The 13,248-nt window shown below is 48.1% G+C and carries 11 protein-coding genes and 1 pseudogene; 11 read left to right on the forward strand and 1 reads right to left on the reverse strand.

The annotated features are described in order from the left end of the window. The first annotated feature begins 19 nt into the window (after window positions 1–19). The gene (locus V5298_RS08040) at window positions 20–838 is read left to right on the forward strand and encodes a MurR/RpiR family transcriptional regulator (protein WP_332930941.1); all 819 of its coding nucleotides are present in this window, start codon (window positions 20–22) and stop codon (window positions 836–838) included. A gap of 154 nt (window positions 839–992) precedes the next feature. Then, window positions 993–1,553, forward strand: a complete 561-nt coding sequence (locus tag V5298_RS08045; RefSeq protein ID WP_332930942.1) for a DUF924 family protein — start codon at window positions 993–995, stop codon at window positions 1,551–1,553. A 9-nt stretch (window positions 1,554–1,562) separates the two neighbouring features. On the opposite strand, the gene V5298_RS08050 is transcribed toward V5298_RS08045, so the two are convergent. Then, entirely contained in the window at window positions 1,563–1,958 is a 396-nt protein-coding gene (locus V5298_RS08050; RefSeq protein WP_332930943.1) for a rhodanese-like domain-containing protein, read from the reverse strand. Between the two features lie 183 nt (window positions 1,959–2,141). On the opposite strand from V5298_RS08050, the gene V5298_RS08055 reads away from it, so the two are divergent. The 9 genes and pseudogenes from V5298_RS08055 to V5298_RS08095 form a co-directional block, all read left to right on the forward strand. Beyond that, window positions 2,142–3,329 carry an amidase gene (locus V5298_RS08055; protein WP_332930944.1) on the forward strand — a complete coding sequence of 396 codons (1,188 nt, stop codon included), beginning with the start codon at window positions 2,142–2,144 and terminating at the stop codon, window positions 3,327–3,329. Further along, a complete protein-coding gene (locus tag V5298_RS08060) occupies window positions 3,326–4,927 on the forward strand; it encodes a gamma-glutamyltransferase family protein (RefSeq protein ID WP_332930945.1) in 1,602 nt (533 codons plus the stop codon). The genes V5298_RS08055 and V5298_RS08060 overlap by 4 nt, the downstream gene beginning before the upstream one ends. Next, window positions 4,927–5,745: a sulfite exporter TauE/SafE family protein gene (locus V5298_RS08065; protein WP_332930946.1), complete on the forward strand. Its 819-nt coding sequence runs from the start codon at window positions 4,927–4,929 to the stop codon at window positions 5,743–5,745. The genes V5298_RS08060 and V5298_RS08065 overlap by 1 nt, the downstream gene beginning before the upstream one ends. An 8-nt stretch (window positions 5,746–5,753) precedes the next feature. Then, window positions 5,754–6,980 (forward strand): alanine--glyoxylate aminotransferase family protein, encoded by a 1,227-nt coding sequence (locus tag V5298_RS08070; RefSeq protein WP_332930947.1) that lies wholly within the window; start codon window positions 5,754–5,756, stop codon window positions 6,978–6,980. Further along, window positions 6,973–8,202, forward strand: a complete 1,230-nt coding sequence (locus tag V5298_RS08075; RefSeq protein ID WP_332930948.1) for an allantoate amidohydrolase — start codon at window positions 6,973–6,975, stop codon at window positions 8,200–8,202. The genes V5298_RS08070 and V5298_RS08075 overlap by 8 nt, the downstream gene beginning before the upstream one ends. Before the next feature lie 15 nt (window positions 8,203–8,217). Further along, the gene (locus V5298_RS08080) at window positions 8,218–8,586 is read left to right on the forward strand and encodes a hypothetical protein (protein WP_332930949.1); all 369 of its coding nucleotides are present in this window, start codon (window positions 8,218–8,220) and stop codon (window positions 8,584–8,586) included. 339 nt (window positions 8,587–8,925) lie between these two features. Next, a complete protein-coding gene (locus tag V5298_RS08085; protein WP_332930950.1) occupies window positions 8,926–10,296 on the forward strand; it encodes an adenosine deaminase in 1,371 nt (456 codons plus the stop codon). Beyond that, window positions 10,296–11,675 (forward strand): uracil-xanthine permease family protein, encoded by a 1,380-nt coding sequence (locus tag V5298_RS08090; RefSeq protein ID WP_332930951.1) that lies wholly within the window; start codon window positions 10,296–10,298, stop codon window positions 11,673–11,675. Before V5298_RS08085 ends, V5298_RS08090 begins: the two co-directional genes overlap by 1 nt. Before the next feature lie 272 nt (window positions 11,676–11,947). Further along, a pseudogene (locus V5298_RS08095) lies at window positions 11,948–13,248 on the forward strand (TonB-dependent receptor plug domain-containing protein); the annotation flags it as partial.

Here is a 13,248-nt window from a genome sequence, read left to right on the forward strand (position 1 = left end):
CATCTAAAGAGTAACGGATATGGCTATGCGTAATGATTTATTAGGGTTAATTGAACAGCACTACCCTTCCTTGCCTCCTTCTGCGCGTCAAATTGCCAATTATCTTCAGCAACACCCCATTGCCATTGTAAGTCAATCCACGGCGGAAATTGCCAAAACCACACACACATCTAAAGCCACAGTAAGTCGTTTTTTTCGCCAACTGGGTTTTACTTCCCATCAGGATGCCAAAGACACCATTTTAGCCATGCGTGAAAAGGGCTTGCCGGTGGCACTTGATGACCAAGAGGTGGATCATTTCCAAAAGGAATTACGCAACATGTCGTTAACCTATGAAGGATTAAAAACCTCTGCGGTCAATGATGTGGTGGAGCTTCTGGCCCATTCTGAACGTATTACGTTAATTGGTTACCGCAATGCCTATCCCTTAGCCCTTCACTTTCGCCAACAACTTAAACAAGTCAGAAGTACCGTAAGGCTGTTGCCACAACCCGGTCAAACTCTGGGCGAAGATCTGGTGGATATTCCGTCAAACGAAGTGGTGGTTTTACTGGGTTTTAGACGTCGAACTAAGTTATTTAAACGCATAATCAGCGTTTTGCAAAATCATACAACGATCCTCATTACCGATCCCACCGGTCAGATATACAACCAGAAAGTGGATCATCTTCTGGTCTGTCATCCTGGCCAAACCCTCGCTTTTGACAGTTATGCCGCGCCAATGAGTTTGATCTCTTTTCTCGCCAATAAAGTATTTGAAAGATTAGGCGATAAAGCAGCTAACCGTGCCGCCTATATCTCTAAAATGTATGACGACTTAGAAGAACTGGAACCTTAATTCTTCTATAAGGTCTTACAATTAATAATAAAAAGCTGGAAATTAAAGACTCACGTTTATCGATTATTTTTTGAGCTTTATGACAGTATGGTAAACTCACTGAGCAACCTGCTGCCGACACTATCGGCAACTGAAAGTGATCCATAGGAGCGTTATGCAACAATTTATTATCCCTCTTGAAGAGGCCTCAAGTGTACTGGCATTCTGGTTTACAGAATTAGACGAAGAGCAATGGTTTAATGTAGATGAAGGACTGGATAATCTTATTCGTTCCCGTTTCAAAAGGACACACGCGGCGGCCGCACAGGCTGAATTATGGCCTTGGCGAGTAACGCCACAAGGTCGTTTGGCGGAAATCATTGTATTGGATCAATTCTCCCGCAACATTTACCGTAATGATCCCCGTGCATTTGCCTGTGACAACATGGCGCTAGCCCTTGCACAAGAAGCATTACGACTGGAAGTGGACAGCACATTAACCAATACTCAAAAAGCCTTTCTTTTTATGCCATTTATGCACTCGGAATCGCTGGTCATTCACGACACTGCGCTGGAATTGTTTAACGTGGACGGATTGGAAGCCCAATTTCGCCATGAAATTGAGCATCGGGATTTGCTATTACGATTTGGCCGTTACCCCACACGTAACGAAATCCTTGGCCGAAATTCAACGGAGGAAGAAAAGCGCTACTTGAGGGAACGTGGTAACCGCTAATACAAGGCATTAACGCTGATAAGGTTCCACGGGTAACGCCGCTTCTTTCCACGCATTGAATCCCCCCGCCAGATGAACAACGTCATCAAAGCCCATATCCATTAATGTTGCTGCCGCTAACGCTGAGCGCCAACCCGACTGACAATACAAGACAAAACGCTTACCGCCACCGAAAACGGGTTTAAAATAGGGGCTTTGGGGATCAACCCAAAATTCTAACATGCCCCTGGGTGCATGAATGGCACCTGGGATGAGGCCTTCTCTTTCCAGCTCTCTGACGTCCCGCAGATCCACCAATACCACATTGGCATCGTAAACCGCATCGTTGGCCATCTGGGGAGTGAGCGCCGTCACCCGTTTTTCCGCTTCTTCCAACAGTACTTTGAACCCTTTACGTAATGCCATGAGTCTACCCCACCGTATTGTTTAAAAAACCACCCTACTGTAATGCATCACCCGTTTACAAATTCATAACATAAATGCTCGGTATTCTAATTACTTAAGTTGCCCATCAAATTATTCGTTTCACTTGACATATACATGAAACAATTGTTTCATGAAGGAACTTCATATCGAAAGTTTCCTATTGTGAATACCACAAATAACCCATTTATGGCTTTGCCCACAAAGCCAGACTGGCTGGATGAATGTCCCGCTACGTCAGCCAATTCGCCGTTAAACGGCCTGCGCCTGGCAGTGAAAGATCTATTTCACATCGCCGGCCTCCCCACGTCTGCGGGTAATCCTGACTGGCTGAAAAGTCATCCGATTCCCCAGCAAACAGCGCCAGCGGTCACAAGATTGCTAAATAATGGCGCCCAGTTCGTGGGTAAAACCATTACCGATGAAATTGCCTACAGTCTTAATGGTCAAAATATCCATTATGGTACGCCTATCAATCCGAAAGCGCCCACCCGCCTCCCTGGAGGTTCCAGTTCAGGCTCTGCGGTGGCTGTATCCATGGGACTGGCCGATATAGGATTGGGCACAGACACAGGCGGATCCATTCGTGTACCCGCCAGTTATCAAGGTTTATTTGGACTACGTCCTACCCATGGGCTCATCAGCACCGACAACATGGTGCCTTTGGCGCCCTCTTTTGACACCGTCGGTGCCCTCACCCGGGATTTGGCCACCTTAAGTAAAGTCATGGATTGTCTGCTCCCTGACAGTTCATCGCACACCTTGTTACCCTTGTGTGTGGTGGACAACCTTATCGACGAGGCTGCCCATGCCACAGCATTACGTGAAATGCTGGGTCAATGGCAGCAAAATAGTGCACTTGAATTTGCCTCACCGATAGAAATCGATACCCAAAAATGGCAGCTAAACGACACATTTCGTATTCTTCAGGGCGCGGAAATCTGGCAACAACACGGGCATTGGATCCGCACCAGTCGCCCTCACATCGCCGTAGACATTGATCAACGTTTACAAGGGTGTGCCAGCTATACTTATCAACAAATTCAAACCGCCCAAGATCAGCGAACTGCATTTGTACACTGGTTTTCTGCGTTAGTGGGTGAAAGAATACTGGTGCTACCCACAACACCAGGCATCAGTCCGTTGATCGCAACCCCGGCAAATGAATTAGCCGACTACCGAAACCGTTTACTGTCTTTAACAGCATTGGCCGGATTAAGTGGTTGCCCACAATTACACTTGCCTACCCATTTATTGCATCATGCACCTTGTGGAGTCTCATTAATCGGCCCCAAAGGAAGCGACAAATTGTTGCTGCGCACTGCAGAATATTTAGGAACAGCTAACCAATGAAAAAAAATAATATGATTGGTTTTACCGCCCCTCATTACGCCGCATCTCAAGTGGGTAATGCTATTTTAGAGAAAGGCGGAACAGCCATAGAAGCCATGGTGGCCGCCGCGGCGTCCATTGCCGTGGAATACCCCCATATGAATGGATTAGGGGGCGATGGATTTTGGCTCATCAGTGAGCCGGGCAAGGCTCCTGTAGGCATCAATGCCGCGGGTGTGGCCGGCATTAAGGCTACCCCGGATTTTTATGCCAATAACGAAGCCATACCTAGCCGCGGCGGTAAAGCCGCGCTGACCATGGCTGGCGCCGTTGCCGGTTGGATTGAGGCTTTGAAAATCAGTGCTTCTTGGCAAAACCCTCTGCCCTTAACGACCTTGCTGGATACCGCAATTAATCAGGCGACTTGGGGCATTGAAGTGACCCAAAGCCTCAGCGATGCCAGCTTTAAAACCTTCGATGATTTGCATAAAGGGCCAGGGTTTGAGCAATTTTTAATTAAAGAAAAGCCCCTTAAAAAAGGGAAAGTGGTAAAACTTCCGGCACTGGCGGCCACATTGAAACATCTGGCCAATGCGGGCTTAGCGGATTTTTATTTAGGCGAAACAGCAGATAAACTGGCTGCAGATTTAGCCGCTGCCGGTTCCCCCCTTTGCCGAAAAGACTTCAACGATTATCAAGCCCGTATTGTTACCCCCCTATCGGTTACCACCAGTAAAGGCACCTTGTATAACCTTCCCGCGCCCACTCAAGGGATCGCCTCTTTGCTTATTTTGGCCCTTTACGACAAAGTCTGGCAACAAGGCAGTAGTGATACGGACATGGTGCACCTGTTAATAGAATGTACCAAACAAGCCTTTTTAAAACGTAATCGATTTGTCACTGACCCCAGTCGTCTCAAAACCGATCTTCAACAACTGCTAACCGAAAGCAGTTTAGAGAAAATGGCCGCCGCGGTAGATCTTGAACACGCCATGCCATGGCCTCAACCCGCTGCTCACGGCGATACCATTTGGATGGGCGCCTGTGATGCCGAAGGACGAATGGTAAGTTATATCCAGTCTTTGTATTGGGAGTTTGGCAGCGGTATCGTCAGCCCTTCGACGGGAATTGTGTGGAATAACCGAGGCACCTCTTTTTCACTCGATCCAGCAAATAATCAATATCTGCAACCGGGATTAACGCCTTTCCATACCCTTAATCCTGCCTTCGCGGAATTACACGATGGCAGACGCATCAGCTATGGCACCATGGGTGGTGAAGGTCAGCCACAAACTCAGGCAGCGCTTTTTGCTCGTCATGTGTATCACAATCAGCCCCTGGATAAATCCATTGCACTGGGCAGATGGCTACTCGGTCGCACCTGGGGGGATGTCAGTCATAACCTAAAAGTTGAACGGGATTTACACGATTATGTGGGTCAAGGCTTGCAACACAAAGGCCATGATCTGGTGGTGGTAGATGCCTGCAACGAACTGATGGGACATGCCGGTGCAGTGGTTCACGCTAGCGGAGAAGTCAGTGCCGCCACCGATCCAAGAAGTGATGGCAAGGCCATAATAGGATACCCCGAAAATGCAGTAATAGGAGAAGGGAAATAATGGCCTTTATTACAGAGAACATAGGTATAATTTTAGCCATGATGGGAACCGGCGTGTTTGCGGGCATTTTAGCCGGCTTATTAGGCGTTGGCGGCGGCATAGTGATTGTGCCGATCCTCTTTTTCCTGTTCCAAGCCCTCGGCATCAGTGCCAATACCGCCATGGTAGTCGCCACGGCAACATCATTAGCAACCATTGTTCCGACTTCCGTCAGTTCCATTATGGCCCACAATAAAAAAGGGAATGTGGATTTCGCCCTATTGAAGTTCTGGGCCCCGTTTATTTTACTCGGTGTGCTACTAGGCAGTTTTTTGGTCACCCAAGTCGAAGGTAAATGGCTAACCCTATTGTTTGGTATTATCGCCACACTCTCTGCTTGTAATATGCTGGTGAGCAAAAAACCGGCCATTGCATCCACCCTGCCCAGCAAGCCTGGTCAAGGCGTGATGGCCACCTGTATTGGATTTTTCAGTAGTATGGTGGGTATTGGCGGCGGCACCCTTACGGTTCCCACTCTCACATTTTGTAACTACCCGGCACACCGCGCCGTTGGCACGGCCGCAGCGGTTGGGCTTATCATTTCTCTGCCTGCCGCATTAACCATGTTAATCCTTGGCCAGCGTCCGGTGGATGCCCCTTACGCCACCTTCGGGTTAGTAAACATGCTGGGATTTGTGTGCATTGTTCCCCTTACCGTTATTTTTGCGCCCATTGGCGCTTCTATCGCAAACCGACTGAATGCCGCGATGTTGAAAAAAGTCTTCGCCGTTGTGCTCATTATCACCGGTTTGCGCATGTTGGCGCAGTCTATTATCTAGGAATAAACATGAAACCTTTAACCCTTCCTCCTCGTCTTTTAATGGGCCCAGGCCCAATTAACTGCTATCCCCGCGTATTGCAGGCCATGTCAACGCAGTTGGTAGGACAATATGATCCTGTGATGACCGATTACATGAATGAAGTCATGGCCCTTTATCGCAATGTTTTTAATACACAGAACAAACAAACATTTCTCGTTGATGGCACCTCCCGGGCCGGTATCGAAGCGGTATTGGTCTCCTGTATTGAACCGGGCGATAAAGTACTGGTGCCGGTTTTTGGACGCTTTGGTCACCTCCTTGCGGAAATTGCCCAGCGTGCGGACGCCGATGTACACACCATCGAAGTGCCTTGGGGAGAAGTCTTTGAACCGGAACAAATAGAAGCGGCCATCGTAAAAATCAAACCCAAGGTCTTGGCCATCGTACAGGGTGATACCTCTACCACCATGCTACAACCACTGGCCGAATTAGGGGAAATTTGTCGCCGTCACGACGTACTTTTTTACTCCGATGCCACCGCATCCATTGGCGGCAACCCTTTTGAAGCCGACACATGGGGCTTGGACGCAGTTTCCGCCGGTTTACAAAAATGCCTCGGCGGCCCCAGCGGCAGCGCGCCTGTTACACTCAGTGAAAAATATGTCCATTGCGTGCGTCGTCGCCATCATGTTGAAGCAGGTATTCGCGATGCCCATCATCAAGATTCAGCAGGCAGCAGGATCCGCTCAAATTATTTCGATTTACCCATGATTATGGATTACTGGGGCGAGGAACGGTTAAACCACCATACTGAAGCCGCTTCCATGCTTTTTTGTGCCAGAGAATGTGCCGTTACCCTCCTTGAAGAAGGTCAACAGCAAGTGATCCAGCGTCACCAATTAGCCGGTGATGCCATGCTCGCTGGCATTCAAGCGATGTCGCTGACGCCCTTTGGGGATTTACGCCATAAAATGACAAACGTAGTGGGCGTTGAAATTCCTGCTCAGGTTGACGGCGAGGCCATCCGCCATACCCTACTTAACCGGTTTAATATTGAAATTGGTACCAGCTTTGGACCACTTAAAGGTCGTATTTGGCGTATTGGTACCATGGGCTATAACGCCAGACAAGATGCGGTATTACATACCCTTCAATCATTAGAGACGGCACTACGCCGTGCGGGGATGTCTTTGCCTCAGGGTGAAGCGGTGGATGCCGCCATGGATGTGTACGCGGTTCAAAACCATGATTGATTTCAACACCCTTGCTCAACTTGTGATGGCTAGGCTTGAAGAGTTGGGCAACATCAGTCAGCATCCTGATTATCTGGATCGCCGCTACCTAACGCCTGAACATCATCAAGCCAATCGTTTAGTCGCTGGCTGGATGGGCGATGCCGGCATGGTGACTTGGCAAGATGAAGCTGGCAACCTGTGGGGGCGTTATGAATGTCTCGATCCTGATGCTCCCCGTTTTATTATGGGAAGTCACTTAGACACGGTGCCAAACGGTGGTAAATACGACGGTATGTTAGGTGTGGTTGCCCCCATCTCACTAATTCATGTGCTGAAAGGAACCCGCACCCCCTTACCCTTTCATTTGGATATTGTGGGTTTTGGTGACGAAGAAGGCACCCGCTTTGGCTCAACCCTGTTAGGCAGTAAAGCCCTTACAGGCCAATGGCCCGAGTCATGGGCCAAAATGAAAGATGAGACAGGGATGAGCTTGCCCGATGCCCTGGAACAGTTCGGCTTGGCCTACGAAAAAGTCAACGATGCCGCGATCACCGACACCCAAGTACTCGGATATCTGGAACTTCATATCGAACAAGGGCCGGTTTTAGAACATGAACGCCTGCCTGTAGGTGTGGTCAGTGCCATTGCCGGCGCACGACGTTTCGAGATCACCGTGACCGGTATGGCCGGTCATGCTGGCACCGTACCGATGACCATGCGACAGGACGCCCTCGCCACCAGCAGCGAAATGAACCTCGCAGTGGAACAAGTGGCAATTGAGCATAATGTGGTAGCCACAGTAGGAAAAATTGAGAACAAACCCAACGGGGTCAATGTTATCTCAGGGGTAACCCGCTTTTCACTGGATATACGCAGTGAAAATAATTCCCAGCGCGATGCTGCAATGGAACAAATCATGCATCGTATCAAACAGATAGCGACGCGCAGGAATGTTTCTTTAGATATAAAACAGACCCACGAAGCCCCTGCGGTGCAATGTGATCATCGTTTACAAAGCATACTAAAAACGGCCATAAATGAATGCGGAATTCCTGCCTACACGCTACTATCAGGCGCGGGACACGATGCCATGGCCATGGCGGCGTTATGCCCTGTTGCCATGATGTTTTTGCGTTGCGACCGAGGGATCAGTCACCATCCCGCTGAAGCCATTAAAACAGAAGATGTGGCTGTGGCGCTGGCAGCATTGCACGCAACGATTAACCATCTTGCTAAATAACCACCGGAGGTAATAGTGAAAATAAAACGGATCTATCACGACGATGAAGGAAAAAGTCATTTTGGCGAAGTGGACATCCCACTAAGTGACGGCGGCCCCATAGGCCTGCTTTCAGAACGGTTTGACGCCGGCACTGTGATATTCAGAGAAACCCCGGCAGACTACGATTTTAAATGGCATCCGGCCCCTGCTCGACAATTACTGTTTATTTTAAAAGGTCGTGCCGAGTTCACCGTGTCCACTAACGAACGCCATGTGTTTGGAGCCGGAGATGTATTGCTGCTTGAAGATACGGAAGGGGAAGGCCATTGTAGCCGCGCCATGTACAACGAAGTCAGACACTCCATATTTGTCACCTTACCGGATCACGTCACTTTCAGTTAGCCCTGAAAACCGCACTTATATCATCAATGCCGCTGTCGTAGAGATTTCACCCATACCGTCTTTTTCTGCGACAGCCGCTCACCGTTATTGGGCAATATCACCATAAAGGTGCAGCATCTATCCCGCAACGTCCTAGTGCCGCTATCCAGCTTTAAAATAAAAGAAATAATCTGTTTTTATTCAGTCATTTATATTTAGATCCGAATGTTGACTAAGTGGTCATAATTTTGCTTTAACACTGGTATTCTCGTTACCAATATCAGTGAATCCGATTTGTCTTTACGCGCTGTTCTACCCTTATTACTTTTAACCTTTTCTTTGACCAGTCAGGCGTCTGATATGACGAGCTGGTTTCGTACCTTTAAGCAAACCGCGTCACCGCAAGCCATCTACAATTTTCTCCACGCTTTGCCTAAAGGGGGCGATCTCCACCATCACCTGACCGGATCAGCATTCAGTGAATGGTGGTGGGAATTAGCCACCGACACCCATTTAAATGGTGGATACACCTATTACACCCGCACCCATTTGACCTTATGTGATGGACTGGAAACTGATGCCTATAGCCCCCAATCTCCCTTTCTGTTGTTCAGAACCATACAGGCATCCACCTATAACGCACTGCCTGATTGCCAAAAAGCGGGCTATACCGCCCTTTCCCGTCTCTCTGAATCGCAAAAAACAAGCTTTTTAAATAGTTTACGCTTAGATAAAGCCGGCGAAGGACGAGACGTATTTTTCCAGCAACACTGGCAACGATTAAACGAATTAACAGCTAACCCTTATTTAACTGGCCAGTTACTGGTCAAAAATATGCAGGCCTACGCCGAAGAAAACGTCTCCTACCTCGAAACCCAGGTCAATGTACACCATATGGTTAAACCTGACGGCAATGCCTTTAGTGCTGATGAAGCACTGTCTATCTTGCGTCAGGCCATTAATAGCGAAGAAGGAAAAGCCACCGGCGTGACGGTAAAATTTCAGTACGCTATTTTGCGTTTTTTACCCAACGCCGAGGAAACCTTAAGACAGGTTTATCAGTTTGTGGATAGCCACCGAGATAGTTATGTGGGGATCAATTTTGTCGGTCGGGAAGACAATGACAAAGGTCACCCCTTACGTTTTCTACCTGTGTTACGAGAACTTCGCCACGCCTATCCTAAAATTCCCCTAGCGATCCACGCTGGCGAAGTGGACGAACCGAATCAACATGTACGCAATACCCTACTGCTCGGCGCCGACAGAATTGGCCATGGCATAAACACCATCACCGATCCTGACACCCTGCTGTTAATGCGAAACGGCCCCTACCTCATAGAGATCAACCTGATTTCCAATTTATTGCTGGAATACGTCGACAACTACCAACAGCATCCCTTTGGGGAATATCTGCGCCTTGGTATTCCCGTAGCCCTATCCACCGACGACAGGGGCATGTGGGATTCGACCCTAACCGATGAATTTTATATTGCAGTTACCCAATTTAACCTGTCTTGGGAAGAACTCCGCATGCTGGCAGAAAATGCCATTGCATACAGCTTTTTACCCACACAAGAAAAGCAGCAACATTTAGCAGCACTGAAAAACAAACTGGATGCCTTCGAAGCCCTTGCTCCTAATGCCAGTTTTGATGGGCCTATGCCTGAACTACACCGGTTTATCTGCCGGTTTGATAAACCTTTATGTGGCAAAAACAAAGCGAGTAACTGATGTCTGAACAAACAGAATTACTTTACGGACTCAATGACAAGCCCGGTATACTCAAAAGTACCACCGCCGCGTTTCAACACGTATTGGCAAGCTTCGTCGGTGTGGTCACGCCAACCTTAATCATTGCCGGGGCGTTGGATCTTACCGCACAAATCCCTTTCTTAGTCAGTATGGCGCTGCTGGTTTCCGGGATTGGCACCTTTATTCAAACAAAGAAAATCGGTCCCGTGGGTAGCGGTCTTGTGGCTATTCAAGGCACCAGTTTTGCCTTTGTCAGTGCCCTCATTTTAGCAGGCACCAGTGTGCGTGCAAAAGGCGGCTCAGACGGGGAAGTGATGGCTATGTTGATGGGAATATCCATGGCCGGCGCAGTGGTGGAAATAGGTTTAAGCTTATTTATTCATAAGCTCAAGCACCTGCTAAACCCTGTTACCACCGGCATAGTCATCACCAGCATCGGTTTATCGCTCATTGAGGTAGGTATGACGGATTTGGCTGGCGGAGCTGGGGCAGCAGATTTTGGTAGCCTTGACCATGTAGGTTTAGGGTTAGCGGTCTTATTGATCATTATTTTACTCAATGCATCAAATCACTACTGGCTGCGACTTAGCGCTATTTTTATCGGCATGGCAATAGGTACCCTGTATGTGTGCTTTACCGACGGCATTGCCTTTTCCCATCTTACGGCATTACCGGTATTTTCCCTGCCTTCCCCCTTGGCTTTTGGACTGGATTTTGATTTTGCCCTGTTTGTTCCTGTGGCACTTATTTATTGTTTTAGTGCCATCGAAACTGCCGGCGATCTCACTGCCAACAGTTTGTTTTGTAAAGAGCCCATCACCGGGCCGGTTTATTTAAATCGGATAAAAGGCGGTATTCTCGGTGATGGTGTCAACTCAGTACTCGCGGCCTTTTTTAATACGTTCCCCAACACCACCTTTGGGCAAAACAACGGGGTTATACAGCTCACCGGCATCGCCAGTCGTCGGGTGGGTATTTTCATCGGTGGCTTTTATGTCTTTTTAGGTGTGTTTCCCATTGTTGGGGGGATATTACAAACCGTCCCCAAAGCCGTACTCGGTGGTGCGACCCTAATTATGTTTGCCATGGTTGCCGTAGGTGGACTTAAGATCCTGACTCATCAACCCTTAGATCGCCGAACCAGCTTAATTGCCGCCTCATCCTTTGGTATGAGCATGGGCGTCATGATGGTACCGGATATTCTTTCTCACATGCCTGATTGGATAGCCAATATTTTTGCCTCCCCGGTTACCATGGCGGGGATCACGGCGGTGTTACTTGATATTATTTTACCCAAATCACCCACCGTGGCACCAGTATCCATTAATGGGATGCCCGCCCCCAAATCAACATCCTAACCTTGTGATTGCTCAAAAAAGAGACATAGGTGCAACAGACATATTGCTGCGCACTAAATTGGTGCTTAGGGCATCAAAAAAAGTTTACGCAATCTTTACTATTATGTTAACAAACTTAAGCAAGAAAATTTAAATATTAAATACAATAAGTTACAACTCTGTAAAAGCTTGACCAAACGGACAACTTTTTGGCACTGAATGTGCTATTCCAGCTAGGAATACACAAATAAACGCCCGCCCAAAGAGGCAAATAATTAAAACAGAGGACAAACATGAAACACACACGATTTGCGGTTTCACCGCTAGCCAGAGCCATTACCTTTGGCCTGGTGCTTACACCTGCGGCTGTCCTGGCCCAGGAAGTTGATACGCCCAGCGAAGAAGAAATGGAAAAAATTGAAGTCACAGGTTCACTGGGGAGTCTCCCAGGGCAGGACGTCGAAGCCGTATTCGGTTTCGGTAAATCAATTTTGGAAACCCCTCGCTCCGCCTCCACCATCAGTGACGAACAAATGTCACGATTTAACGTTTCAGATATTGATGAGCTGGTGGCCTTTGCGCCTGGTACCTTCACCCAGTCATTTTTTGGCGTGGCAGGTTCACTAGATATTCGCGGTAATCCCGGTGAAACCTATTTTCGTGGCGTAAAACGTCTGGATAACCCAGGCAACTACCCTACGCCAATTGGTGCATCAAGCCGTATCGATATTGTACGCGGTCCTGCATCGCCCATTTATGGCCCATCGAAAATTGGTGGCTACCTAAACTTTAACCCCAAATCTGCTCGTGCATCCTCAGGGCAATATTTAGAAGAGCCTACTGGTGCCTTGTCCTATACCCACGGAAGTTGGGATAAGAGCGTACTTACCGCTGAAGTTGGCGGTCCGGCGAGTATTGCCGGTAAAGACATGGGTTATTATATCTACGGTGAAGTGGAAAATTCGGGTAGCTATTATGAAAACTCCGCCACCGACCAATCAATTTTACAAGCCTCTTTTAATATTGATATTTCTGATAATTTACGGGTTGAATTTGGTGGTATGTACCACAAATACGACGGTAATCAGGTAGCCGGTTGGAACCGCCTGACGCAGGAATTAGTTGATAACGGAACCTATATCACGGGAACGGCCCAGCCATTAGATACCGACGGTGACGGGCTAATCTCTCACGATGAATATGGCGCTGTGGATCTCGGCGGTGAAAGTGAATTTAACTTTTACGTGCCCGCCGCGGCTTTCACCGATTCTGAAGCGACGCCCTTAATGGCCCTTGAGAATGTAGGTACCACCACCCTTAGTGGTTCGCAAACGCTGGTGGCACCGGAAGACCGCTTAGAGAACGAAGCCAATACCCTGTACTTTGATATTATTTATTACACCGAAAACTGGGAGATTAAAAACCAGTTGTTTTATGATGGATACGATAACATCAATGAAAATGCCTACGGTTTCTCGCAGTTTCATGACAGTTGGGTAGTAGAAGACAAGTTGGTGTTTGCCACCGAACTGGAAATCGATTCACTGTATGCTCAATTCCAGATCTCGCCGTCTATTCGTTACACCGACTTTCT

Origin of the sequence: Alteromonas sp. 14N.309.X.WAT.G.H12 (assembly GCF_036697315.1) — a bacterium.
Classification (GTDB): Bacteria; Pseudomonadota; Gammaproteobacteria; order Enterobacterales; family Alteromonadaceae; genus Alteromonas.